The sequence below is a fragment of the Pedobacter paludisoli genome, from assembly GCF_052344095.1.
In the GTDB taxonomy this organism is placed as follows: Bacteria; Bacteroidota; Bacteroidia; order Sphingobacteriales; family Sphingobacteriaceae; genus Pedobacter.
In genome coordinates this window covers 2521703-2547158 of sequence record NZ_CP179926.1, presented here as the reverse complement: position 1 = coordinate 2547158, position 25456 = coordinate 2521703, and the positions used below count along the sequence as shown (strand labels likewise).

The following is a 25456-nucleotide window of genomic DNA, read 5'->3' as shown; positions in this document are numbered from 1 at the left end:
AAAATAACTAAATTGGAAGACATACAAGCACACCCCGAGAATCAAGTTCAATCCATTCAACTTTCAGCATTTGGAACAAATGAAGCCAATCGCATTCGCTTGGCGGTTTCGTTGTTTTACTTTGGACAGGGCATTGCGTTTGCTTCTTGGGCCAGTAGAATACCCGATATTAAACACACGCTTAACTTAACAGATGGAGCATTAGGAAGTATTTTGTTGGCTTTACCACTGGGACAATTGTTTACCATGCCGATTTCAGGGCGTTTAGTTGCCCGCTATGGTAGTAAAAGAATTTTAACCATCACGGCGCCATTGTATGCGGTTGCTTTGTGCAATTTAGGCTTGGCTGCGGCACCTTGGCACTTAGCGGCATTCCTGTTTTTATTCGGTATAGTTGGGAACATGTGCAATATTTCGGTAAATACACAAGGTTCGGAAGCCGAGAAAATTTTCGGACGCCCTATTATGACTTCTTTTCACGGAGCATGGAGTATTGCCGGCTTTACGGGGGCGCTGATTGGTTTGTTAATGATGAATTTGCACATCAGTCCCTTGTTTCATTTTTGCCTGATAACACTGTTAATTTGGGTAAATGTTTTCGTCAATTACCGCAACCTGGTTCCGGGTAAAGGAGCCAAAAGTGAGCGAAAACCTAAGTTTTTTACCATGCCCGAAGGTTCTTTGCTTCAGTTGGGAATTATTGGGTTTTGCAGCATGGCAACGGAAGGAGCAATGTTCGATTGGAGTGGGGTGTATTTCAAAGAAATTGTACATGCACCTGCTTCTTTGGTTATTTTAGGTTATGCTTCTTTTATGATAATGATGGCAACGGGTCGTTTTGTGGGCGATCGGATTATTCAAAAATTAGGACGAAGAAAAACCATTCAAATTAGTGGCTTAATTATTTCAACAGGGATGTTTCTGTCGGTGTTTTTGCCCTATGTGGTTACCGCTACCATTGGTTTTATGATGGTCGGCGTGGGGGTATCGAGCATTGTGCCTACTGTGTACAGCGTGGCAGGTAAAAACGGTAAAGTATCTCCCGGAATTGCCATAGCCATGGTGTCGAGTGTGAGTTATTTTGGCTTTTTATTGGGTCCACCTTTAATTGGCTATATTTCGGCTTTATCAAGCTTGCAATATTCGTATGCCGTAATTGGTATATTTGGTTTGCTGGTGAGCTTTTTGGTGGGAAAAATCAGCGCGATTGATTAGCTAGCCTTTTAGGACATACAATCCTCATAGGTTTTTACAACCTATGAGGATTAGCATATCGAAAGAAACTTTTGATATACCTTGTTTCATGCGAAGCTTCTTAGATGTCTCTGAATCAATTACCAAACTATCTCTTCTTGATTAAAATATGACCTTCAACGGTTGATATACGATGTTTTTCTTCTTCATGGGTATCTGTCGACAGCGTTGAAATTATAAATTTGATTTCATATTTATCGGTAATTTTTGATACTTCCATTAAGTTATCAGGCACAATAAATGTATTATTACTGGTCTCTTTTAATTTTTGTGCATCTTTTTCTTGCCACAACTTTTCATTCGCTTTTGTGAAATCGAAGACAACCTGTTGATTATTTACGGTTACAATAATAGTTGCATTTGTTTCTTTATTTGAGTCGGCTCTTTCTCGCTTGATGATTATTTTATCGCCATTAAAATTAACTTCTTTCTCGGCAAAATAATTTTCTATGTCTATGATTGCATCATAGCCTTTCACATCAATTAAGTCTGTTTGTCCCGTTTGAAATGTTATCCAACTCCAACTATTCTTGTAATTAGCACGATTATCTTTGATTTTTAAAACAGCAAATGCAGTATCAATTTTATCTTCATTGATTTTCCACCTGTTGTCTTTTATCTTCTCAGATTTTGCATCCATCCTGTCTTGTAGTGAATCTAAATTGACCGATGTGAATTGCTGTAAGGATGTTAGCCCATGATTTTGAACCAAGTATCGTATAATAGAAGATTGTGATTCGGTGTCCTTTTTCTTCTTGCTGTTCATCAGTTTTGCTAAGCGAGCTTGTTGCGAAAATTTGCTGACAGAAAATGCACTTTGTGGGCCATAGCTAACCAATACTGCAAAAATAGTCAAGCTGATTGGAATAACTTTGATGTTTTGTTTTTTACTAGTCAAGAAATAAATGGTAATTGCCGTTAACCATACCGCCAAAGCCATTAAAATGTATCTCGATTCGGTGATTCCATATGCGCCAACACGTTTAATGATCGCCAAGATTAATAACAGAATTAATGGAATCATCATCAAATAGAAGAATTTAGAAAAGAGTCTAATCCAACCATTTCCCTCTTTGTTTCGGATAGGATAAATGAGCAAAAGCGATAAAATGCCAAATACTGAATAGCCCAAAATTAATGTCGAAACTAAGCCTTTTGGTAAATGCCATTCAATGGCGATTTTAACTTCGTAAACTAAAAGGATAGCCAAATAAATCGTCATTAAAGGAATCAAGACATACTGCGTAAAAATCTTTAGTCCCCTTGGATAACTTTCTTCCTCATCCAATTCTTTGAAATTTTCTGGAACACCAGCTAGAAAGAAAATAGTCGTAAAGCAAGACCCGATGAATGAGAGCAGGTGGAGGTAAACTTTATAATCAATTTTTACATTGAAAAGGCCATCAACAGCTACTAAGGCAATGGATAGGCCAGCAAACAGAACACCGGAGTATAAACCTGCAGTTAAAATGCGTAAGAATAGCGATTTGTTGTATTGCCAAAAACCATTGATGTTGCCACGGCCGATAAAAGGTGCAAAGGCGACTGCCAAATGAAACGCTAAAGCCAATAAAAATACCCGGAATAAATCTGAGTGATACGTCATCGGGTTTAATAGAAAATAAAGTCCAACGCTGATTAGCAATATGATACTTCTTAAACACCATTTCTTTGTGAGGCTTAATCCCCTCATTTCGGCAAATAGGTCACCCGCTAGTAACAAGGTTAAAGCAAAATTGCAGGTGTATAAGAGTTTCCAAAGTGTGTATTGATAAAAGGTATCTTTATAATTCGTATCAATTAATAACCACCAAAATATGGTTGCGCTAATTGCAACTACTATTTGTAAAGGAAATCGGGTGATAACTTTTTGAAGGCCAGTCCAAAGTGACTGAAGAGAAGGTAATTTCATGATGTAAGAGTTTGAAAGGCAATATAGTAAATTTCTACATCAGCCAATTCTCTTAAATACCAGGGTTTATGATTCGGCGACCATTTTTTGCTGCATTTTCGCAGCTTATTCTTTCTTAATTAGCTGAAATTCTTTGAGCGTTGCAATGGCTATTTCAATTAAACGAAGATTTTCATCGGCATGGCCATGTTGAACTTCTACGTTAATATAGGGGATATTGTTTTGTGCGGCATAAACCGATAAAGACCCATCGTTTGAAACAAATTTGGATTGAAGAATGACATTAACGTTTTTCTTTTTGATGCTTTGGTATAGGCGAGGTTCGGTAACGTAGAGTAAATCATCTCCATCCATCTCAAAATTAATGTGAACGGAATCAGCTGTGCTGGATAAGTCGTATCCGGGTAGGTAAGAGGAAATACCAAAACCACCATCGCCATTATTATGTAAGGTTAGAATATATCCTGTAGACTTTGGGTCGTAGAATTCTACAATTTTCTTTCCCGCATTTAAGATGGCTTTAGCCACATCATCTGAAACAAAATCGCTTTGTTTTAAACGGGTTTTAACCCCTATTTCGGTGTAAATAGCATTTGGGTCAATTCGGAACGGATCGCTCATGTAATTGATATAATAATCTCTCATTCCACCATATTGACTATCGATTAATTCACCACCACTCCAACGCATGTATTCAAAGCCTGCACGCATGCCTGTATTTTCATCGTCGTGTACCACTAAAAATTTAACTCCATTTGGCTTGTAGCTATATTTAACCAAGTTAATGTTAAGGTTGTAAATTTTTAAGAAAGCTGTATCGGTGGTCATTGCCGGAATACTGGGTTGTTTTTGCGCAAAAGAAAAAGCGCAAAAAAATAGAAAAACCAGGGTGATTTTTAGTGTACGCATCGTATAAAAAGACAAATTGAGCGCAATAGATGTTTTTATTGGAGCAATTTAAATAAAAAAACGGAAATCTTTTTGGGATTTCCGTTTTTTCGGTTGATTGAACCTTTTTTTATTATAATTAATGTCCGTGATCTAAGTCGTATTCATGAACATCTTTATGGTCGTAAGGCTCAACCATTAATTCATCAATGGTTTTTCCTTTTTTGTTATACCCTAAACGTTCCAACATTCTGTCGAAAAGCTGGTAAACAACGGGAACTACAATCAAGGTTAAGAATAACGAGCTGGTTAATCCACCAATAATTACCCAAGCCAAACCATTTTTCCATTCGGCCCCGGCACCACTTGCAAGGGCAATCGGAAGCATACCGATAACCATGGCGATTGTGGTCATTAAGATTGGACGTAAACGTGCATGGTTGGCTAAAACTAGCGCTTCATTAGTAGATTTACCTTCTGCTTTTAGTTGGTTGGTAAAATCGACTAAGATAATCGCGTTTTTGGCAACCAAACCCATCAACATAATTAAACCTAAAATGGTAAAGATACCGATTGAGTTATTGGTTAAAGCCAAGGCTAATAAAGCTCCAATTACCGCTAATGGCAACGAGAACATTACTACCAATGGATAGATAAAACTATCGTACAAGGCAACCATGATTAAGTAAACTAAAATGATAGAGGCAAGTAAGGCAATACCTAAAGTACCAAAACCTTCGCTTTGATTCTCTTGATCACCGGCCCAAGTATAGCTAACACCTATCGGCGCTTTCAGTTTTCCATTTTTTTGTAATTCTTCTAATTTAGCTTGGAATTCGGCTACTACTGTACCCGTTGGACGACCAATTGATTGCGCTTTAACCGAAACCGAAGTCGATTTGTTTAAACGTTCCAACTGACTTGGCCCTGAACCTTCTGTAATGCTAGCAAACTGCGATAATTTAACTTGTTGGCCCAATGAGTTGATGAATATTAAATTACGTACATCGTCAATGTTTTTTCTGTTAAACTCTTGATATTGGATATTGATGTCGTATTCGTACTCACCTTTACGGTATTTACCATCTGTATTACCACTAAATGCGGTTTGCATGGTTCCACCCACTGTTTGTAGGTTTAAGCCCAATGCCGACATTTTATCGCGGTCTACTTGTACGTTAATTTCAGGTGTACCTTTTTCAACTGAAAGTTCAATCTCTGTAGCACCTGGAATAGCCGCTAATACTTCTTTTGCAGCCTCAGCATATTTTAAGGCACTATCTAAATCAGAACCTACAACAACCAATTGAATAGGAGCGTTTTCAGCAATACCCAAAATACTGATCGGAACAGTTTTAACTTGTGCCCCAACCAATTCTTTTGCTAGTGCGCGGCTCATTTTGGTTGCGAAGATATCAGAAGATACCCCTTCACGTTCATTGCGTTCTACCAATTTAACGTTGATCTCTGATTTATAAGCAGTAGCTTGTGTTCCTCCAAAATCACCTGTCGCTTGCCCCACAGTCGTAATTAATTGGGTAATTTCAGGTTGTTTTTTTAAGAAAGCTTCCGCTCTTTGTGTATAAAAGTTGGTTTGTTCTAATGGAGCGTCTTTTGGTAATTCAATTTGTACTAAGAACTCACCTTTATCCGATTTCGGGAAAAACTCCGAACCAATAAAGCCAGCGCCTAATAAACCGCAAGAACTTAAGAATAGTACCACTACCATTACTAAGGTTAATGCTCTGTTTTTTAACGACCAGTTTAAGATGCTTGTAATCCACAGGGTGAAGTTTTTTAATTGCTTTTCGAACCAAAGGATGAAACGACCAAACATATTTTTACCTTCAATACGCTCTAATTTACCGTAGCGAGAGAAAATTAATGGTACAATGGTAAATGAAGCAACCAACGATAATAATGTTGCAATAATTACCACAATACAGAATTGGCGTAGAATGTTCGAAACCAAACCTGTACTTACCGCAATAGGGAAGAACACTACCACAATTACGAAGGTGATGGAAACTACCGTAAAACCAATTTCGCGGGTTGCATCAGAAGCCGCACGTACTTTGTTTTTACCCATTTCCATGTGGCGTTGAATATTCTCCAATACCACAATCGCATCATCCACCAAGATACCTACCACGAGTGATAAACCTAGTAACGACATTAAGTTTAAGGTAAAGCCGAATAAACTGATTCCAATAAAAGTAGCAATTAAGGATGCCGGAATAGAAACCATTACAATTAACGCATTACGTAAACTGTGTAGGAAGAAAAGCATTACGAATGCCACCAATATAACCGCAAGAATTAAATCGTGGATTACAGCATCTGCAGATTCTAAGGTGAAAATTGAACTATCGTTAACAATTTTAATGTTTAAACCATTGCTTTTATATTCATCTTGTAATTTACTGATAATGGCGTGAACACCTTCACTTACCTCAACCGCATTTGCATCACTTTGTTTAATAATTTGGATGGCAATGGCCCCTTTTCTATCAATACGAGCTAATTTTTCAGTCTCTTTCTTCGCATCTTGAACATCGGCAACATCGCTTAAACGAATTTGAGCCCCTGTTTTATCGGTAGAAAGCACTAAGTTTCTTAACTCATCGATACTTTTGTATTTTCCCGATAAACGAATCAATACATCTAAATTTCTGGTTTTAACACTTCCGGTAGGGAAATCTAAGTTAGAGCCTAAAATCATTTGCTGTACTTGTGGCACAGAAAGATTATATGCTTGTAATTTATCGGCGTTTAGGGCTACTTGAATTTCACGCTCAGAACCTCCAATTAAGTTTACTTGTGCAATACCGCTAACACGCGAAATAACCGGAGCAATACGTTTGTCAATTAAATCGTAAAAGGCAACATCGTCCATATTGGCAGCAGCCGACATGGTGATAACCGGTAAATCATCTAACGAGAATTTACTTAATGATGGTGTTTTAACATCGTCTGGTAATTCCGAAAGGATCGCATTTACCTTCCGTTGCGCATCATTTAACGAGTTATCGATGTTTGCTTTATCGGTTAATGTAATGGTTACGGTAGATAAACTCTCAAATGAAACGGAGTTAATCTTTTTAATGTTTTCCATTGAAGATACCGCATCTTCAATTTTTTTGGTTACGGTATTTTCTACCTCGTTTGGAGAAGCACCCGGGTAAATAGTTGAAATAGATACTACGTTGTTCGAGAATTTCGGTAATAACTCGTAACCCAACGAAAAGTAACTAAGCAAGCCGAGCAAGGTAAGAGCGGTAAAAACCACTATCACCAGCGTTGGCCTTTTTATAGAAATATCTGTTATTTTCATCCTTTTATAGTTTTTTAAGGGTGATGAAACAAGTACGATTTTAACCGCACCCGTTTCATTTTTTTATCTTTTAGAAATGATTGTACAGCAGTACCCCAATTGGGTGCTACTTTTTCTTATTTTACAATCGATACTTTGGTGCCGTCTTCTAAGTTAATTTGGCCACTTGTAATTACGGTTTCACCTTCGTTTAATCCGCTTAAAACTTCTACATTATCGCCTAAAATACGACCAGTAACAACATTACGTAATGATGAAGTGCTGTCGCCTTTTAAAACATATACTTGGTTACTGCTTACACTACCTGCAAAAGCAGTACGAGGAACCAATATAGTAGGAGCCAATTTAGGGAAGGTAAATACCGCTGTTCCGTACATACCTGCTTTTAGAACACCTTCTCCGTTAGCCACTTCAATTTCGATTGGGAAGTTTAAAGAAGCATCGGCTTTAGCCGCAATGAACGTAATTTTACCGCTGAATTTTTTATCAGGGAAAACAGAAGATTTAATCTCAATTTTATCGCCTAATTTAATGCTTGCAACTTGGGATTCGTTAACATTCACTTTTAATTTTAAGCTAGAAACATCTACAATTTCGAACATTTGAGTTCCTTGTCCATTTACAAAAGCACCAACTTCGATGTATCTTTTATTGATGATACCGTTGATTGGCGATTTAATATTTGCATCTGCTACTCTACGTTGAGCAGCCTGTAAACGCAATTTCGCATTTTGCGTGTTTAATTTCGCTTGGTCGTATTGTTGTTGCGTAATACCGCCAGTTTCGTACGAGCTTTTATAACGTGCTTCGTCTTTTAGTGCATTTGCATAATTTGCTTGAGCAGTTTCTTTATCGGTATTGATAATTTCGGCGTCAATACGAGCAATTACTTGGCCTTTTGATACGTGTGCACCTTCATCTACATAAATAGCCGAAACACGACCAGGGTTTTCAGATAAGAAGTTAAGTTCTTGTTTTGGAGCAAAATTTCCATTTGCAACGAAATCTAAATCAAGTACCTTTTTTTCTACCGATGCAGTACGCACTGAAATAGCTCCCGATCCCTGCGCAATAAAGGCAGTTTTTTCTTCATTCTTTTTCTTGTTGTTTTTAAGGACCATGTAAATTCCACCAAAGGCAACAACTAAGACAACGATTATTATAAGTATTCTTTTCATTTCTAGTTTAATAGCGATTTAAGATTTCCGTTTGATTTTATTAATTGTAATTCGGCTATTTTATAATTTAATAGCGCTTGTGTTAGGCTGTTTTTAGCCGCTGTTAACGAGTTTTCTGTTTCCAACAAATCGTTAAAAGAAGCTAAGCCATTGTTGTAATTGTTTTGTGTACTGCGATAAATTTCTTCCGCTAAATCAGCATTTTTACGTTGTAAGGTAATGGTGTTTAAACTATTACGTAATTGTATTTTAGCGTTTTCGTAAGCTAAATTTAACGAATTTGTTAATTGAATTCGATCCTCGGTGTTTTCTAATAGATCAACATTGGCCTGGCGTACTTTCGAACGTGTAGAGAAACCGTTAAAAATAGGTACGCGTAATGTTAAGCCAACTGCCGAAGCACCAAAGCCAATAGCATTGCTTCCGGTACGTAAATAATCAAAACTATTGCTTTGACTCGAATACGTGTAATTGGCACTTAATGCTAATGTAGGGTAGTATTCAGAAACATATGCTTTGCGTTGTAACTCGTATAATCTCTTTTGTACATCTAATAATTTGATTTCAGTACGTGCGCTCATAGGAACCGAATCTGGAAAATTAGGCAACGAATTTATTCCGGTAAGCTCTGCTTTAGGTAATTCAATAGCGGTACTAACCGGCATACCCATCGAAAATTTTAATTGATTTTCGTAAACCGTGATGGCATTAACCGCCTGATCGTGTTGCGTGTTTAAGTTGGTTAAGTTTACATTAATCCTGTCTACATCAATTTTTCTAGTTAATCCACTAGCATATTGCGCATTGATGATTTTTTGAACAACTTTTACATTTTTAATGTTTGTATCAATAACCGATAATTGTTCTCTTGTAACTAAAACCTGGTAATAATTGTTGGCTACCAATTCAATTACTTGTTCGTCGGTTAATTCAGCGTTTAAACTGTAATACGCCTGACTAGCTTTAGCAGCTTGTAAGCCTGTAAAAACCTGCTGATTGAATACTTGTTGTTGTAATTGCACACCAGCATTTGAATTCCACGATTGTCCGAATTTAAGCACCTGTGTTTGCCCACCAAAATCAACCACTTGTTGGCCAATAATAGGATTGTAGGTTAAGCCCGAAGTGGCATTAATTTGAGGTAACGCCTGTGCTCTCACTTCTTGTTCTTTGTATTTCCCTCTGTCAATTTCCATTTTCGCTTTTTTAGCGTTGGAATTATTTTGAAGCGCATAATTTAGCGCATCTTTCAGGGTAACTTGTTGCTGCGCAACGGCCAGTTGCGGTATAACAATGCCGGCAAATAAGACGAGCATTAATGTTACCAATTTTACTCTATGCATAATCTGTTTTTTGTTTTTTGGGTTTTTTATAATTGTATTGGTAGATTTTTTGGATTTATTTTGTGTAAGTTCAACATTTTAAGCCTTTTACAAAAATAATAGATAAATCTTTTTGTTCGGTAACCATCTGATGAATCATTTTTTTATCGGGTATAATGTCTTTGCTGCAGGCCATTAGGCATAAATGACTGAGCCCTACTAAACTTTTTAAGTAAAGTTCGCTCGTATAGCGGATATCTGTGCTCGTTATTTCGCCTTTATTTAGTGCAGCCGTAAAAATTTCGCAATAAATCTCAACTTCATTTTCTTTAAAACCTTCAAGTTTTTCTTTGATGTTCTCATCGGAAATTAAATCAGGTAATCCATCCGATATTTTTAGCATGAAGTACTTCTTGAAATAAGAAGTTCTGATGTCTATAATGTTTAAAAGCGTTTCGTTTAGGTCTAAATTTGGATTTCTTTTTTTATTTAAATGCTCAAAAAAATCGGTAAATACCTTTTCTATCACCCCAAGAATCAAGCTTTTTTTATCTGGAAAATAATAATATAATGAAGGTTTTGAAACGGATAAATCTTCAGCTATATCATTCATGGTGGTTTTGTTAATTCCAAAATGAATGAATCGTTTAATCGCCCCGTCTATTATCTGCTCTCTTTTTTTGTCTGCTTCGATCATTTTACTTTTCTACTTTCTGACTTTTTTAATAATTTGGTCAAATGTACTGCTAAAATTGAATTAGTTAATCAAGTGATTAATAAAATAGTTAAATGCTGACGAATGAATGACATTTAGAGAGGGTATTAGGGTTACTTGGAAAGAAGTAGAAGCGATTTTTTCGATTTCTTTAAATAAAGCGTTTATTTGTGGAAAAACGGTGGATGCTTCATCGTTACTATAAACAATACTATGAAAGCCCTATTTTTTGGAATATTTTTCATGCTTTTTACAATGAGCGCTTTTGCGCAGCGCAGCCAACAAGCCGACTCGGTTTTAAAAGTAAGTGCGCTTCGTGCTTGTAAAACTATCGATTCTATTCAAGTAAAAGAGCTGTCGAAAGAAGCGCTTCAAGAAGTCGTGAGCGATTGTATTCAAGAGCAGGTAATCAATTATCAAATTGGAATGAAAATATTGAACGCTTCCAATTCAGCAAGCACAGCAACGGAGAAAGATGGTATCATGCAGGTCGATTTAGATATTACCATTGAGTCCAACTCGCCAGCATTTAAAAACGATTACAACGAAATTAAAAGGCTTTTGCTTAAACAATGCACCTCCTACAAGAAAATTGTCCAGCTAATTGAATGAAAGAATTAATTTCTCGCTATTTAAGAAATGTAAGCAAAAAAGCGTAGTCAAAAAGCTATACAATATTTCTTACTTTTGTTGCTTTAACAAAGGAATCCATGCTTCAGATACAAGAGAATATTTCGTTACAACCTTATAATTCATTTGGCATAGCGGTTAAGGCCAGTTATTTTGTCGAAATAGTAACAGAAGCAGATTTAAAAGTCCTATTCGAAACCGAAATTGCAAAAGCGCAACCACTTTTAATTTTGGGTGGCGGAAGCAATGTTCTTTTTACACAAGACTTCAAAGGCTTAGTGTTAAAAATGAGTATTAAGGGTATTAAAGTCGAATCTCAAGGCGAGCGGGTAGCTGTTACTGCTGGTGCCGGAGAGGTATGGCATGATTTTGTGCAATACTGTGTAAAGCATAATTATGCAGGTGTAGAAAATCTAAGTTTAATTCCAGGTACAGTTGGGGCTTCGCCCATTCAAAATATCGGGGCATACGGCGTTGAGGTAAAAGATGTGTTTCAGTCGTGTACTGCTTTTGAAATTAGCTCAGGTGAAATGAAAACCTTTACCTACGAAGATTGTGCGTTCGGTTACCGTGAAAGTATCTTTAAAGGCACTTTAAAAGGACAGTACATTATTACTTCGGTTACCTTTTCGTTATCTCAACAAGCAAAAATTAATACCTCATACGGGGCTATCGAAACCGAATTGATAAATAGAGGCATTCAAAAACCGAGTATTGCCGATGTTTCAAGCGTGGTATCAGACATTCGTGTAAGTAAATTGCCCGATCCATCAACCATTGGTAATGCCGGTAGTTTCTTTAAAAATCCAGTACTTGGTCAGGCTGCCTTTGATGAAGTGTTTGCTAAGCACCCCAATGTAGTGCACTACCCCGCTCCAAATAATCAAGTAAAACTAGCGGCAGGCTGGCTCATAGAACAATGTGGTTGGAAAGGAAAAGTTGTTGGAAATACCGGGACGTGGAAAAATCAAGCGCTGGTTTTAGTAAACCATGGTGGGGCAACCGGAAAAGAAGTGTACGATTTTTCTGAACAAATAATAGACAGCGTAAAGAACACTTTTGAAGTCAATTTAGAACGCGAAGTAAATATCCTGTGACATATAAAGGTCAATTAGGCGTTTAAACTGTTTTTTAGGCCTTCGTTCCATTTTGGTACTATGTTTGTTTAAGGTAATATGAACATCAAAAAAAAGATTGTTTTAATCACCCTAAAGCTAAACATCATGACAAAGTTGGAATTTAATTATCTGGTTAACCATCACTCAGTATCATTAAGATCTTATGCATTAAATTTTACAAAAGATGCTGAAGACGCAAACGATCTTGTACAAGATACAATGCTTAAAGCAATCACCTATTACAATAAGTTTAAAGAAGGTACCAATTTAAAAGGATGGTTATTCACAATAATGAAAAATACCTTCATTAATAATTACCGTCGTTTGGTTAAAACCAATGTATTGATTACGCAAAGCGACGATATATCATCAGCCAATTTATCGTACAGTGCGGCAAAAAATCAAGCAGAAAGCAAATTTGTGTTAGGAGATATCGATAAAGCATTAGCGCAATTACCTGAAGAATATTACGTGCCATTTATCCGCTACTTTGAAGGCTATAAATACCATGAAATTGCCGATATGTTGGAGATTCCGATTGGAACGGTTAAAACCCGTATACACGTAGCGAGAGGGATACTTAAGAAATATTTAAAAACCTATTCGAATCCTGTAGTCGAATAAAAATATAACCCTATGAAACGAAAGCCTCAATCACATCTGATGAGGCTTTTTGCTTTTGTAGCGCACAGACAGGAGTTCTTGGCTTTCGAAAGTCCCGCTCTCGCTTCAATCTTTTTATTGAAATAATAAAAAGGATTTCTCGCTAAATCGGGGCTAACATTAAAGTTGTTTGCAAAACCAGTGTTAAAATAGGAAAAGGGTAGATTCGTTTCGAGGAGGCCTTTGTACTGGCTTAAAACAAAGAAATAAGTTTGGGGTGAATTCGTTAAAAAGCAAAAGGCCTGGATACATCCAGGCCTTTTTGCTTATCATATATTTGGTTAGTTGATTCTTATTTATTATTTCATCTATTTATTCTTTTTTGAAAAGCGAAACAAATGAAAACCTTGTTTTTTAATCTGTATTTCTGTCCGGAGACAGTGTTTTTGTTTTGTGGTTATAAAGATAAGCGAAATTTTAAACTTGTCAAGCTTTTTTTTATTTTTTATTGTTACTTTTTTTTATTCTTTACTTTCTGCTATCCTCAGGGCATTTTATAGACTTAAATTAATTTGAGTCTGTTTTTTGAAGTTTTTACTCTTGCCTTTCAAGTGGCTTTGTATAGTTAAAGCGCTTGTTTTTCAGTTTTTTAAGGTGTTTTTGATTTTTTTTAAGAAGGAGTAAGCTTTGAAATCAAGAAACATTGCTTTCGTTTTAATGTCGGAAAAGAGGGGTTTAATACCTCGAATAAAATTTAATTTGACCGTAAGAGCTGTTTTTTGCTTTTGTTTTTTCGTTTGCTTTCGATTTATTTCTTTTTGTTGCTAGAAAATAGGCGCTATGCAGTTGTTGAAAGAGGCTACAGCCCCTGCAGTTTAAACCCGATTAAGTGTAAATCCTTTTTTGCTTGGCTACTTGTAGGTTGGCTTGCTGCGCTGGAAGCAAAAAAGATTGGAGCGGTAGCGGGAGCTTGCTTTCAAAAGGACTGCTGTTGCTGCTTTTCAAATAAGAAAAGACGATGTTTTTGAGTTTAACTATTTTAGTACCTTCGGTAAAAAATTGAAGAATGGATTTGCCACTTTATACCAAAAGCCAATTGGCTTTGCGCAACGGACAGGATAAACCGCAAATTTGGGTCGCTTTTAAAGGTACTATTTACGATGTAACGGAAAGTAGGTTGTGGCGCAATGGAAAGCACTATGAGCATTGGGCAGGGCAAGATTTGACGGATGAATTGTCAGATGCTCCGCATGCGGATGCTGTTTTTGAAAAATTTCGACCGATTGGTAGACTAAGCTAGAAAAAGCAGGTTGAAAGTAAGTCCTGATGCTACTCCTTTCAACCCGCTGATTTTTTATTAAATTGCGAATGCGCTTAGCGCTACAAATTGATTCACTCTTGAAGCAATTTCTTCGTCGGTTAAGTTTAATAATTTTTCGGTGCCAAATTTTTCTACACAGAATGAGGCTAATGCCGAACCGAAAATAATGGCATTTTTCATGTTGTTGAAATTAATGCTGCCAACTTTAGCCAAATAACCAATAAAACCACCGGCAAAAGTATCGCCGGCTCCGGTTGGGTCAAATACATCGGCTAATGGAAGTGCTGGAGCAGAAAAAATTTGCTCATTATCGAAAAGTAGAGCGCCGTGTTCGCCTTTTTTAATGATTAAGTATTTTGGCCCCATGGCAAGGATTTTTTTAGCTGCCTTAACCAATGAGTATTCGCCAGATAGTTGACGGGCCTCTGCATCGTTAATGGTTAAAACATCAACCATTTTAATGGTCTCTAATAAATCGTCCATCATAATGTCCATCCAAAAGTTCATGGTATCCATAACAATTAATTTTGGACGGTTTTTTAAACGTTTAATAACGGTTTGCTGTACTTGCGGGGTTAAGTTACCCAACATTAAATATTCGCAATCTTGATAATTTTCTGGGATGATAGGGTCGAAAGTTTCCAATACGTTTAATTCCGTAATTAAGGTATCACGGCTGTTCATGTCGTTATGGTATTTGCCTGACCAGAAAAATGATTTTTCACCTGCTTTTATTTGTAATCCTTCGATGTCAATTCCATGTTCATTAAACGAGTCAATAGCTGATTTTGGAAAATCATCGCCCACAACACCCACAATTTTAGTGTTTTTATAGAAGTAAGACGCGGCTAAACTAGCGTAAGTTGCGGCTCCACCTACAATTTTATCGGTTTTTCCGAATGGAGTTTCAATAGCATCGAAAGCTACACTACCTATGATTATCAGGCTCATATGAATATTTTTTAATTTTTTTAATTTTTTTTCACTGCAAATATTGCATAAATAATTTAAAAGCCCTAATATTGCATTCCCAAAACGAACAAGGGATTTGTAGCCTAGCGCTATTGATAACAATGTTTTGGTAGCCGGATTCCTTCTTAGCTCAGCCGGTTAGAGTCCCGTACGTACGGGATTAATCAGAGGGTTGCTGTTTACAGTGATTAGGAAAAAACAACCGGATTCCTTCTTAGCTCAGCCGGTTAGAGCATCTGACTGTTAATCAGAGGGTCGCTGGTTCGAGCCCAGCAGAAGGAGCAAATCCTCACAGATGTGGGGATTTTTTTATTGCAAATTGATACTAGGGTGTTTAAGATACACTAGTTAACCGGATTCCTTCTTAGCTCAGCCGGTTAGAGTCCCGTATGTACGGGATTAATCAGAGGGTCACTGTTTACAGTGATTAGGAAAAAACAACCGGATTCCTTCTTAGCTCAGCCGGTTAGAGTCCCGTATGTACGGGATTAATCAGAGGGTCGCTGTTTACAGTGATTAGGAAAAAACAACCGGATTCCTTCTTAGCTCAGCCGGTTAGAGCATCTGACTGTTAATCAGAGGGTCGCTGGTTCGAGCCCAGCAGAAGGAGCAAAACCTCACAATACTGTGGGGTTTTCTGTTATATGGAGTTTTTCATTTATATCTTATATTCCCAATCATCCAATATTTATTATGTAGGCTACACCAATGACTATGAACGTCGATTAGAGGAACATAATACGAATGAGCGAAATACGTTTAGTTCCAAGCATCGCCCATGGGAGATTTGTTCAGTTTACGGATCAAGCGGAAAAGTTGGGGGGAATAGAATAATTTCTTTTTTTTGTAGTCAATACTAATTACAAATTTCCTTGAAACAAGCCGAACAAACCCTTATCAGTTTTTTATTACCAGAAGGTATTCTGGATTATTTCGAACTACTCAAAGTAGAGAAAGAGTTAAAAGAATTCCATATCTATCTGGAAGAGAAGAATATTGCACCTTTGGGCTATCAAATAGCCGAACTTGAATCAAAAGGATTTCTTCCAGAAGTTGGCATTCAGGATTTTCCCATCCGTGGGCAAAAAGTTTGCTTACGCATCAAAAGGCGTAGATGGACAGTAAAAAAGACTGGTGATATTATTAGCAGAGATTGGGATCTAGTAAGAAAAGGGGCTCGAATGACTACGGAATTCGGTCTTTTTTTAAAAGGAATATTTGGATAATCATCCTATTAGCTGTTATCATTTAGGTCATTATTTCCAAATTGATGGTAAACAGCTTCAGGAGCAGTATAAGGAACACATTAGTGATTATGGAAGCTGGGATCAAAAGACGCATGCCGATGATTGGATGCTTTTTACAAAGAATGTGAGTTCCAGGCTCAGTATTGATGAAACAGCTTTATCCAATGGAGAACTTTATACTGTTGTAACCAATAAAGAGGCTAAAGGCAGGAAAGGCGCTATTGTAGCCATGATTAAAGGAACAGTTGCCCAAGACATTATCACGGTATTGACAAAGATTCCTGAGCGATTAAGAAAACGCGTACAGGAAGTAACCATGGATATGGCCGCTAACATGCAATTGGCCATAAAACGATGCTTTATAAATGCGCATCGCGTAATTGACCGTTTTCATGTTCAAAAATTAGCCTATGATGCTGTTCAGGAAGTCAGGATAAAGTATCGTTGGGAGGCTATTGATGCAGAAAATGAGGCTATTGCCAAGGCAAAGAAGGACAATACTGCTTATCAACCAGAGGTATTAGCCAATGGAGATACATTAAAGCAATTGCTCGCACGCAGCAGATATCTTTTATTTAAGCATCCTTCAAAATGGACTACAAATCAGAAACTTAGAGCAGACCTACTTTTCGAAAGGTACCCCAAATTAAAGAAGGCGTATGCTATAGCCCAAAAATTGGGAGATATATTCAGACTGTGTAAAAGTAAAGAGCAGGCTTTTAAAAGATTGGCAATATGGTATAATGAGGTTGAAGCTTGTGAAATTGATTCTTTTAGAACTGTTGCAAGGTCAATTCAATCGCATTACCTATATATCCTAAACTTCTTTATTAACAGAGCCACGAATGCTTCTGCAGAATCTTTCAATGCAAAGATCAAAGCTTTTAGAGCAACCTCAAGAGGCGTTAGGGATATTAAGTTTTTCTTATTTAGACTATCGAAAATTTATGCCTAAAAAATACTCCCCCCCAACTTTTCCGCTTGATCCCAGTTTACTCCTGTGGGAAGTTAGAGAAAGATGCAATTCGTTTAGAACGTTTTATCAAAAGACAAAAGAGTAAGAAGTTTATAGAGAAGTTAATTCAAGGAGAGGTATTCACTGGCGTTTTATCTCCGTTGGCTAGAGTCCCGTATGTACGGGATTAATCAGAGGGTCGCTGGTTCGAGCTCAGCAGAAGGAGCGAAACCTACAATGAAAATTGTGGTTTTTTTGCGTTTAGGACGGGGAGAGAAGTTTATCCCGATTTTTTATCGGGAAGCCCAACAAAAAAAAAGATATTAACAATGCGTCAATATCTTTTTTAAAATTCGTTTTATTAATCCTATTCATATAGGCAATTCTTGTCGCTCAGTTTTTCCCAAACCCCTTCGGCTGATTTAATTTCTATCGATAAATTTCCTTTTTTGCCTTTGTTATGGAGGTAGTAAATGCTGATAGGATGGTAGCCTGCTTCCAGTGTGATGCTTTTTTCGATGGATGTTCCGCCTGTATACCCATAATCGGCATCTAAGAGGTTAAATTGGTGTAACTTAACGAAGGCTTTTTCAGGAGTATTCAGTTTTAAGATGTACGTGCCCTTTGCTGCGATTTTTATAAAAGCTGTATACACGGTTATTCCACTTGCTGTGGAAAGGGCTGGGGTGATAGACTTGCTTGTGCCGGTTTGATTGGGCTTTGAGTTGTTTTGGGCTGCGATATAGCTATAGTTTCCTGCATAAAACGACCAGTTTAAACCTTTTTTTACGTTTTTAGGGAGCTGAATACCTGGGATTGCAGCAGCATCGTAGGGACGGGCGGCTGCCGCATCTGTTGCTCTTGCTTGCAGTACTTTGGCTTTCATTTGTGCTTGCAGACCTTGGTATTCTTTTAAATTGCCTAGGTTGTTTGTTTCTTTGGGGTCGTTAATAACGTTGTAGATTTCAAATGAATCATCGGCAGATTGAATATTGTAGCGAACACCGATGTAATCGCCCACCCGAATGAGTTGCATCTGATTTCGTTTTCTACTCCTATGATTTTTTTCGAATTGATTAAAATTGGGGGTACTTCCGGTTTCAAAATATTCAACATACACTAAACTCGAATCCTGTTTACCGGTATTGGTTAGTGATGGCAGTAAAGATACTCCGGTTGTTCTCACTGGGATTGGCGTTTTGGCCACAGCTGCAAAAGTGGGCAACCAATCCGACAGCATAGAAGGGGTGGTTACTATCTTTTTGGCAGGAATATGGTTTGGCCAGCTCACTAAAACAGGCATACGAACGCCACCTTCCCAACAATCGCGTTTTATTCCGTCGAAAGGGCCATAGCTTTCAAAGAAAGTAGGTTTGTTTGCTGCAAAAGTTTTGGGTAAATACGATTCAATAGAAGGACCATTATCAGAACTGAATACAACTAAGGTGTTGTCGGCAATTTTAAGGTCTGTTAAAAGCTTTCGGATATCGCCAACAGCATCGTCTAATCTTCGCACGGCGGTAGCATACCGTTTATAGGTTTCAGGCCAAGCAACATTTGGTGTGTTTGGGTTTTTATCGTCATCATAAGTGGCATTAGCATAATCAGGATGGATATACGAGTCAACTGTTCCAGATGCGGTATTAATCATTTTCCCTTTTTGGCCTATCCATTGCAAGCCACCCTGAAGTCCGGCACCAGCAGGATATTCTTGGGTCGGTAATTCCAAAACCGCATGCGGGGCATCATAGGCTAAAAACATAAAGAAAGGCTTTTTGCTGGTATTTTGCTTTTCAAAATTGATGATGAAGTCCTTAGCTTTTGCGGTCCATAAATCTGTGGTATAACATTTTTCATAGCCAGCAGAAACTTCTTCATAGTTGGACCAGATTTCTTTTTTACCACGGTAGGTACCTTCCACAGGATAATGCTCGTGACCATCTGCATGACGCATATAGCCAAAATAGGTGTCGAAACCTCTTTTTAGCGGATGAGCTGGCCAATTGGGTTTTTGTTTTTCGTTTTCACCTTGCAAACCCCATTTGCCAATTGCAACGGTGGTATATCCGGCTGTTTTTAAAACGCTTGCAAGGGTATGGTTGTTTTCCAAAGCTTTGTCGAATTGGTTATCGCGTACATGGGCATTCCCTTGGTTGACTCCTGTGAGTAAAGAGGCTCTAGACGGTGCACATACCGGTGCATTAGCATATTGTTGTGTTAAGATGGCTCCAGATTCGGCCATTTTATCCAGATTGGGAGAAAACAGCTTGGGTAACTCTTTATCTTTTTGATTTTGAAATAAGACACCAAGATCGCCATAACCTAAATCATCCACCAAAATATACAGGATGTTTGGTCTCTGCTGTGCGTATAGTTTAGGGCTTACGCTAAAAAAAGAAAGTAGTAGAATGAAGCTAAAAGCATAGTTCGATAAGTAAGGATTTTTCATGGTCTAAAAATAGGAAAATGAAATTGATTAGTGCTTATATGACTTTGGTTGCGTTGCATGTAAGCGATATTTAAAACGAATTTGGTGCAAATTTAAATGTGAAACATACGAAAAGCACTGAACAGAGCTGCGGATGGCAAACTAACTTAACTTTGGATGATTAAATAATGATACCTGTTGTTTAGTAATTTAAATGCATTTCAATATGAATTGGTCTACTCTTAAAAACTTACAGAAAGATGCTTCTACGCTTCTTTTATTGTTAGTAGCATCTGCTTCAAGCAGTGTGTACGCACAGTCTGACCCTCGAGAGGTTAGAAAGCAAAATTTTCATGGAGTAATTAAAACGGATATTCGAGATTCAAAATCGGATTGGTCGGCTTACACTCCAAAACGAGCGCCAGAAGGAGCGCCGAACGTTTTATTTGTTTTATATGATGATACTGGAACAGCGGCTTGGTCGCCATATGGTGGAGCTATTAATATGCCTACGCTTCAGAAGTTAGCGGATAATGGATTAATGTATACACAATGGCATACAACCGCTTTGTGCTCGCCAACCCGTTCTACCTTGTTAACAGGCCGTAATCATCACTTAACAGGTAATGCTGCTATTACAGAAACAGCAGATGGTTTCCCTGGAGCAAATGGACGTATTCCGGCTGAATGTGCTACCATTGGAGAAGTACTACAAGAGAATGGTTATAGCACTTTTTGGATAGGTAAAAACCATAATGTTCCAGAGCAAGATATAGCTGCAGGAGCAAGCAGAAAACAATGGCCACTACGAATGGGCTTTGATAGATACTACGGATTCTTAGGAGGTGAAACCAATCAATGGTATCCGGATTTAGTAGAAGATAATCATTTCATCGATGCTCCATACAGTCCTGAACAAGGATACCACTTGTCAAAAGATTTGGCAAATAAAGCAATTGAATATTTAAAAGATCAAAATGCTACAAATCCTTCGAAACCATGGTATATGTGGTTTTGCCCAGGAGCCAATCATGCACCTCATCATGCACCAGCTGAATATATTGCAAAATATAAAGGTAAATTTGATGGAGGGTATGATGCCTATCGTAAATGGGTTTTACCACGCATGATTGCAAAAGGAGTATTACCTGCAGGAACACAATTAACAGATTTTAATCCTTTACCTCCAAACGTAAGTAATCCTGCGGATTATGTACGTCCATGGAATGAACTAAAACCGGATGAGAAAAAATTATTCTCTCGTTTAGCAGAGGTATATGCTGGTTTCTCAGAATATACAGACGCTCAAGTGGGCCGTATTGTTGAATATTTAAAATCTACCAACCAATACGAAAACACCGTGATTATTTATGCTGCAGATAACGGTGCATCTGGTGAGGGTTCGCCTAACGGTTCTGTGAACGAAAATAAATTCTTTAACGGTTATCCGGATGAGTTGGCTGAAAACTTAAAATATATAGACAAACTAGGTGGTCCTGATACGTATGAGCACTATCCAACAGGATGGGCGGCAGCATTTTCTACTCCATTTAAAATGTTTAAAAGATATAGCGAGTACTCAGGTGGTACAAGCGATCCACTTGTAATTTCATGGCCTAAGGGTATTAAAGCACGTGGAGAAGTTCGTAATCAATATCATCACTCGGTAGATATTGTGCCTACTATTTTAGATATCATTGGTATTGAAATGCCAAAAACGTTTAATGGAGTAGGGCAATATCCTTTATCTGGAGTTTCGATGCGTTATTCATTTGATTCAAAACCAAATGATCCAACTCAAAAGAAAGTACAATATTTTGCCATGTTAGGTACAAGAGCCATTTGGGAAGATGGTTGGAAAGCAGTTTCTTTACACGCACCATTGACAGGTAAAGGTCATTTCGATGAAGATGAGTGGGAACTTTATCACGTAGATGAAGACCGCGCTGAATCTAAAAATTTAGCGAAAGAATATCCTGATCGTTTGAAAAAAATGATTAAAGATTGGTTTGATGAAGCGGATAAAAATTTAGTGTTACCATTAGATGATCGTAGCGCAGCAGAGATTTTAACAATCGAACGTCCGGCTGAAGAAAAACCACGCGAAACATATGTATATTATCCAGGTGCATCAGCTATTCCAGAAGGAGTTGCAGTAAACGTACGCGGTAGATCATATAAAATTTTAGCCAATGTAGATATCAAAGGTGGAACAAGTACCTCTGGCGTTATCTTCGCACACGGTTCACGTTTTGGTGGTCACTCGCTATTTATTAAAGATGGTAAATTAAACTACGTATACAACTTCTTAGGAATTAAACCTGAGCAACGTTTTACATCAACAGCAGTTTTAACTCCTGGTAAGCACGTTTTAGGTATGGAGTTCATCAAATCATCGGTTGGTAAAACAGGTGAACAAATTGGAACCGCTAAGTTGTATGTAGATGGAAAAGTAGTAGCTACCGGACCAATGAAAACACAGCCAGCTAAGTTTACGTTATCTGGAGATGGTTTATGTATTGGTTTTGATAGCGGAGATGCTGTAAGTAGTCAATACAAAACGCCTGGTACCTTTAAAGGAGGAACTATCCAAGGCGTAGCCGTTTCTGTTGGAAAAGATCAATATATTGATTTAAATAAAGAAGCCGTTAGAGCTTTTGGAAAAGATTAATCTTTTTAAAATTAACGAGTAAGAAGGGAGCTAATGGAAAATTAGCTCCCTTTTTTTATCGATGCAGATTTGGATTTAACGATAAATAAGCCCCAGCACCAATTTCAGTTTAATTATTTCGATATTTGTATTTTTTTAAACACTATGAAGCCTTTTTTCCCTTTGTTTGATTTTTCGCAGAAAGTAAATTACCGAACTGAAATTTTAGCCGGATTAACTGTTGCGATGACCATGATACCGGAATCGTTATCGTTCGCTATTCTAGGTGGATTTCCGCCATTGGTTGGATTGTACGCCGCTTTCATTATGGGCTTGGTTACCGCTATTTTTGGCGGTCGACCGGGTTTAATTTCGGGCGGAGCAGGAGCAACGGTAGTGGTACTTATTGCCTTGATGAAAACGCATGGTATTGACTATGTTTTTGCTGCTGTTGCATTGGCAGGCGTGTTTCAAATTTTAGTAGGTGTTTTCAAGTTAGCGAAATTTATCCGATTGGTTCCTCAGCCCGTGATGTTCGGGTTTGTGAATGGATTGGCTGTCATTATTTTCATGTCGCAAGTGGAGCAATTTAAAACCATGGTAAATGGGCAAAGCATCTGGTTAAGTGGACAAGCATTTTATTACATGTTGGGTTTGGTATTGCTCACGATGTTTATTGTATGGTTTTGGCCTAAAATTACGAAAGCGGTACCTGCATCGCTTGTGGCTATTGTAGTGGTGTTTGCATTGGTATTAGGCTTTCAAATCCCAACAAAGTTGGTGAAAGATATTGCTTCGGTAAGGGGTAGTTTACCTCCTTTTCATATTCCTGCTGTTCCTTTAACGTTTGAAACCCTCAAAATTATTTTTCCATACGGATTGATCATGGCTGGAGTGGGGCTTACCGAAGGATTGCTTACGCTAAATTTGGTAAATGAAATCACGGGAACAAAAGGAAACGGAAATAGAGAAAGTATTGCCCAAGGATCGGCTAATATTTTAAATGGTTTTTTCTTTGGAATGGGCGGCTGCCCGATGATTGCTCAAACCTTGGTAAATTTATCTGCCGGCGCAAGAGCAAGGCTGTCTGGGATTTTAGCAGCACTCACTATTTTAGCGATTATTTTGATTGGAGCACCGGTAATTGAGCGGGTGCCAATGGCTGCTTTGGTAGGAGTGATGATGATGGTGGCAATAGGTACATTTGAATGGATGAGCTTTCGTGTAATCAATAAAATGCCTTTTCAGGATATTGTTGTTGGCGTTTTGGTAGCCTTAATTACAGTTTGGCTCCATAATTTGGCCTTAGCAGTTTTAATTGGGGTTGTTATTTCAGCATTGGTTTTTGCTTGGGAAAGTTCCAAACGAATCCGCATTACATCCTTGGTTAATGAAGCTGGCGAAAAACATTATGCCTTATTTGGCCCTTTATTTTTTGGGTCAGTGATGCAGTTTAACGAGCAGTTTGATGTGCAGGCAGATCCAAAGATTGTTGTGGTGGATTTTAAGGATAGTAGAGTTTGCGATATGTCTGGAATTGATGCTATCAATAAATTGACTGATCGCTACCGATTAGAAGGAAAGAAAATGTTGCTTAAACACCTGAGTAGTGATTGTAAAAACCTCTTAAAAAATGCAGATACCATTATTGAGGTAAATATTCTTGAAGATCCGTATTATCAGGTTATCTAGTTTTTTAGAAATCAAATTTCAATTGAACCGCATGCATTTTCTGATCAGGTGAAAAATCATCGAACCGCGACACCGTTAATCCCAACAAACGAATATAAGCTAGCTCGAGGTTCGCTTCGGCTAATAATTTAATGCCTTCTTTAAAAAGGGTTTCGGCATCGTTAAAAGGAATATCAAAAGATTTACTGCGTGTAATGATTTTGAAATCGGCAAATTTAATTTTCAGTGTGAGGGTTTTCCCTTTTAGCTGTTGCTTACTCAAACGCGTGGCAATGGTTTGGCTAATTTGCACCAATAAACCGTGCATGACTGATAAATCATTCGTGTCTTCGGCAAGGGTGTCTTCGGCGCCCACCGATTTAGAAACACGGTTGGAATGTACCAGACGATTATCGATCCCACGAACCACCTGATAATAGAACTTCCCTGATTTCCCAAATTGCGCTAAGAGCTGTGCCTCCGATAATTTTTTTAAGTCCGCTCCCGTTCGTATTTGCATGGCATTCATTCTTGCGGCGGTTACTTTGCCAATGCCAAAGAATTTTTCGATGGGTAATTTTTCCATGAAGCCTTTAATTTTGGAAGGACCAATAAAGGTTAAACCATCAGGTTTATTCATATCCGAGGCTATTTTAGCGACAAATTTATTGATCGAAACACCGGCAGAGGCCGTCAGATTCAATTCCGTTTGGATATCGTTTTTAATGGCTTTAGCAATATCTATGGCCGAACCAATGCCGAGTTTATCTTCTGTAACGTCTAAATAGGCTTCATCTAACGATAGAGGTTCTATGATGTCGGTATAGCGTTTGAAAATTTCCCGAATAGATTTAGAAACAATAGAATACACATCAAAGCGGGGATAAACAAATATTGCTGATGGGCATAATTGGTAAGCCTTGCTACAACTCATCGCCGATCGGATTCCGTATTGCCTAGCCTCGTAACTAGCAGTTGCTACCACTCCTCGGCTATCAGGCTTGCCACCAACCACAAGGGGTTTGCCGCGGTATTCCGGGAAATCACGTTGCTCAACCGATGCGTAAAACGCATCCATATCGATGTGGATTATTTTGCGTTGAACCTCGGTTGATGTATGAATCATAGTGGCGATAAATTACGTGATTTTTAAGGATAAGCCAATTATATACAGCATAAAAATACTTTTTTACGAGATTTTGAATGATGTCTTAAGCTTGTAAACGCTTAATCTATGAGAAAATGTAGGACAATTAGA

General features: G+C 37.9%; 19 protein-coding genes and 2 tRNA genes. 12 read left to right on the top strand and 9 right to left on the bottom strand.

The features are described 5' to 3' along the window. Positions 1 to 12: 12 nt before the first annotated feature. Positions 13 to 1215, top strand: a complete 1203-nt coding sequence (locus ACJVDK_RS10400) for an MFS transporter (protein ID WP_443936597.1) — start codon at positions 13 to 15, stop codon at positions 1213 to 1215. Between the two features lie 127 nt (positions 1216 to 1342). Here ACJVDK_RS10400 and ACJVDK_RS10395 read toward each other — a convergent pair whose 3' ends face one another. From ACJVDK_RS10395 to ACJVDK_RS10370, 6 genes are all read right to left on the bottom strand, one after another. Continuing rightward, complete coding sequence (locus ACJVDK_RS10395) at positions 1343 to 3166, bottom strand: DUF4153 domain-containing protein (RefSeq protein ID WP_443936596.1); 1824 nt, start codon at positions 3164 to 3166, stop codon at positions 1343 to 1345. Between the two features lie 105 nt (positions 3167 to 3271). Next, positions 3272 to 4075, bottom strand: a complete 804-nt coding sequence (locus ACJVDK_RS10390) for a hypothetical protein (protein ID WP_443936595.1) — start codon at positions 4073 to 4075, stop codon at positions 3272 to 3274. 118 nt (positions 4076 to 4193) lie between these two features. Continuing rightward, positions 4194 to 7388: an efflux RND transporter permease subunit gene (locus tag ACJVDK_RS10385; RefSeq protein ID WP_443936594.1), complete on the bottom strand. Its 3195-nt coding sequence runs from the start codon at positions 7386 to 7388 to the stop codon at positions 4194 to 4196. 116 nt (positions 7389 to 7504) lie between these two features. Continuing rightward, on the bottom strand, positions 7505 to 8566 hold the full coding sequence (locus ACJVDK_RS10380) for an efflux RND transporter periplasmic adaptor subunit (RefSeq protein ID WP_443936593.1): 1062 nt from the start codon (positions 8564 to 8566) through the stop codon (positions 7505 to 7507). Between the two features lie 2 nt (positions 8567 to 8568). Further along, positions 8569 to 9909 carry a TolC family protein gene (locus ACJVDK_RS10375; protein WP_443936592.1) on the bottom strand — a complete coding sequence of 447 codons (1341 nt, stop codon included), beginning with the start codon at positions 9907 to 9909 and terminating at the stop codon, positions 8569 to 8571. Positions 9910 to 9979: 70 nt separating this feature from the next. After that, complete coding sequence (locus ACJVDK_RS10370; protein ID WP_443936591.1) at positions 9980 to 10585, bottom strand: TetR/AcrR family transcriptional regulator; 606 nt, start codon at positions 10583 to 10585, stop codon at positions 9980 to 9982. Between the two features lie 231 nt (positions 10586 to 10816). Between ACJVDK_RS10370 and ACJVDK_RS10365 the strand changes: the two genes are divergently transcribed. From ACJVDK_RS10365 to ACJVDK_RS10350, 4 genes are all read left to right on the top strand, one after another. After that, complete coding sequence (locus ACJVDK_RS10365; RefSeq protein ID WP_443936590.1) at positions 10817 to 11215, top strand: hypothetical protein; 399 nt, start codon at positions 10817 to 10819, stop codon at positions 11213 to 11215. A gap of 98 nt (positions 11216 to 11313) precedes the next feature. Next, the gene (murB, locus tag ACJVDK_RS10360) at positions 11314 to 12330 is read left to right on the top strand and encodes a UDP-N-acetylmuramate dehydrogenase (protein WP_443936589.1); all 1017 of its coding nucleotides are present in this window, start codon (positions 11314 to 11316) and stop codon (positions 12328 to 12330) included. A 126-nt stretch (positions 12331 to 12456) separates the two neighbouring features. Continuing rightward, on the top strand, positions 12457 to 12975 hold the full coding sequence (locus ACJVDK_RS10355; protein WP_443936588.1) for an RNA polymerase sigma factor: 519 nt from the start codon (positions 12457 to 12459) through the stop codon (positions 12973 to 12975). A 1045-nt stretch (positions 12976 to 14020) separates the two neighbouring features. After that, positions 14021 to 14254, top strand: coding sequence for a cytochrome b5 domain-containing protein (locus ACJVDK_RS10350; RefSeq protein WP_443936587.1), 234 nt, complete (start codon positions 14021 to 14023; stop codon positions 14252 to 14254). 57 nt (positions 14255 to 14311) lie between these two features. Here ACJVDK_RS10350 and ACJVDK_RS10345 read toward each other — a convergent pair whose 3' ends face one another. Then, positions 14312 to 15226 carry a PfkB family carbohydrate kinase gene (locus ACJVDK_RS10345; protein ID WP_443936586.1) on the bottom strand — a complete coding sequence of 305 codons (915 nt, stop codon included), beginning with the start codon at positions 15224 to 15226 and terminating at the stop codon, positions 14312 to 14314. Positions 15227 to 15455: 229 nt separating this feature from the next. Between ACJVDK_RS10345 and ACJVDK_RS10340 the strand changes: the two genes are divergently transcribed. The 5 genes from ACJVDK_RS10340 (at position 15456) to ACJVDK_RS10320 (ending at position 17449) form a co-directional block, all read left to right on the top strand. After that, positions 15456 to 15529 (top strand) — tRNA-Asn (locus ACJVDK_RS10340). Positions 15530 to 15783: 254 nt separating this feature from the next. Beyond that, a tRNA-Asn gene (locus ACJVDK_RS10335) sits at positions 15784 to 15857 on the top strand. A 34-nt stretch (positions 15858 to 15891) separates the two neighbouring features. Continuing rightward, the gene (locus ACJVDK_RS10330) at positions 15892 to 16107 is read left to right on the top strand and encodes a GIY-YIG nuclease family protein (RefSeq protein ID WP_443936585.1); all 216 of its coding nucleotides are present in this window, start codon (positions 15892 to 15894) and stop codon (positions 16105 to 16107) included. A gap of 12 nt (positions 16108 to 16119) precedes the next feature. Then, the gene (locus tag ACJVDK_RS10325) at positions 16120 to 16473 is read left to right on the top strand and encodes an ISAon1 family transposase N-terminal region protein (protein ID WP_443936584.1); all 354 of its coding nucleotides are present in this window, start codon (positions 16120 to 16122) and stop codon (positions 16471 to 16473) included. After that, a complete protein-coding gene (locus ACJVDK_RS10320; RefSeq protein WP_443936583.1) occupies positions 16466 to 17449 on the top strand; it encodes an ISAon1 family transposase in 984 nt (327 codons plus the stop codon). The genes ACJVDK_RS10325 and ACJVDK_RS10320 overlap by 8 nt, the downstream gene beginning before the upstream one ends. 367 nt (positions 17450 to 17816) lie before the next feature. Here ACJVDK_RS10320 and ACJVDK_RS10315 read toward each other — a convergent pair whose 3' ends face one another. Further along, positions 17817 to 19898, bottom strand: a complete 2082-nt coding sequence (locus tag ACJVDK_RS10315; RefSeq protein WP_443936582.1) for a sulfatase-like hydrolase/transferase — start codon at positions 19896 to 19898, stop codon at positions 17817 to 17819. Positions 19899 to 20103: 205 nt separating this feature from the next. Here ACJVDK_RS10315 and ACJVDK_RS10310 point away from each other — a divergent pair, with 205 nt between their 5' ends. Further along, positions 20104 to 22548, top strand: a complete 2445-nt coding sequence (locus ACJVDK_RS10310; RefSeq protein ID WP_443936581.1) for an arylsulfatase — start codon at positions 20104 to 20106, stop codon at positions 22546 to 22548. Positions 22549 to 22692: 144 nt separating this feature from the next. Continuing rightward, positions 22693 to 24219, top strand: a complete 1527-nt coding sequence (locus tag ACJVDK_RS10305) for a SulP family inorganic anion transporter (protein WP_443936580.1) — start codon at positions 22693 to 22695, stop codon at positions 24217 to 24219. Between the two features lie 4 nt (positions 24220 to 24223). Here the strand turns inward: ACJVDK_RS10305 and dinB are convergent, their stop codons facing one another. After that, a complete protein-coding gene (gene dinB / locus ACJVDK_RS10300) occupies positions 24224 to 25324 on the bottom strand; it encodes a DNA polymerase IV (RefSeq protein ID WP_443936579.1) in 1101 nt (366 codons plus the stop codon). Positions 25325 to 25456: the final 132 nt, after the last annotated feature.

What these genes read in the sequence shown, in the direction of transcription:
- ACJVDK_RS10390 (WP_443936595.1), bottom strand. Translation starts at nt 4,075, where the DNA reads ATGCGTACACTAAAAATCACCCTGGTTTTTCTATTTTTTTGCGCTTTT.
- ACJVDK_RS10385 (WP_443936594.1), bottom strand. Translation starts at nt 7,388, where the DNA reads ATGAAAATAACAGATATTTCTATAAAAAGGCCAACGCTGGTGATAGTG.
- ACJVDK_RS10330 (WP_443936585.1), top strand. Translation starts at nt 15,892, where the DNA reads ATGGAGTTTTTCATTTATATCTTATATTCCCAATCATCCAATATTTAT.
- ACJVDK_RS10380 (WP_443936593.1), bottom strand. Translation starts at nt 8,566, where the DNA reads ATGAAAAGAATACTTATAATAATCGTTGTCTTAGTTGTTGCCTTTGGT.
- ACJVDK_RS10305 (WP_443936580.1), top strand. Translation starts at nt 22,693, where the DNA reads ATGAAGCCTTTTTTCCCTTTGTTTGATTTTTCGCAGAAAGTAAATTAC.
- ACJVDK_RS10355 (WP_443936588.1), top strand. Translation starts at nt 12,457, where the DNA reads ATGACAAAGTTGGAATTTAATTATCTGGTTAACCATCACTCAGTATCA.
- dinB (WP_443936579.1), bottom strand. Translation starts at nt 25,324, where the DNA reads ATGATTCATACATCAACCGAGGTTCAACGCAAAATAATCCACATCGAT.
- ACJVDK_RS10310 (WP_443936581.1), top strand. Translation starts at nt 20,104, where the DNA reads ATGAATTGGTCTACTCTTAAAAACTTACAGAAAGATGCTTCTACGCTT.
- ACJVDK_RS10350 (WP_443936587.1), top strand. Translation starts at nt 14,021, where the DNA reads ATGGATTTGCCACTTTATACCAAAAGCCAATTGGCTTTGCGCAACGGA.
- ACJVDK_RS10365 (WP_443936590.1), top strand. Translation starts at nt 10,817, where the DNA reads ATGAAAGCCCTATTTTTTGGAATATTTTTCATGCTTTTTACAATGAGC.
- murB (WP_443936589.1), top strand. Translation starts at nt 11,314, where the DNA reads ATGCTTCAGATACAAGAGAATATTTCGTTACAACCTTATAATTCATTT.
- ACJVDK_RS10370 (WP_443936591.1), bottom strand. Translation starts at nt 10,585, where the DNA reads ATGATCGAAGCAGACAAAAAAAGAGAGCAGATAATAGACGGGGCGATT.
- ACJVDK_RS10315 (WP_443936582.1), bottom strand. Translation starts at nt 19,898, where the DNA reads ATGAAAAATCCTTACTTATCGAACTATGCTTTTAGCTTCATTCTACTA.
- ACJVDK_RS10395 (WP_443936596.1), bottom strand. Translation starts at nt 3,166, where the DNA reads ATGAAATTACCTTCTCTTCAGTCACTTTGGACTGGCCTTCAAAAAGTT.
- ACJVDK_RS10375 (WP_443936592.1), bottom strand. Translation starts at nt 9,909, where the DNA reads ATGCATAGAGTAAAATTGGTAACATTAATGCTCGTCTTATTTGCCGGC.
- ACJVDK_RS10345 (WP_443936586.1), bottom strand. Translation starts at nt 15,226, where the DNA reads ATGAGCCTGATAATCATAGGTAGTGTAGCTTTCGATGCTATTGAAACT.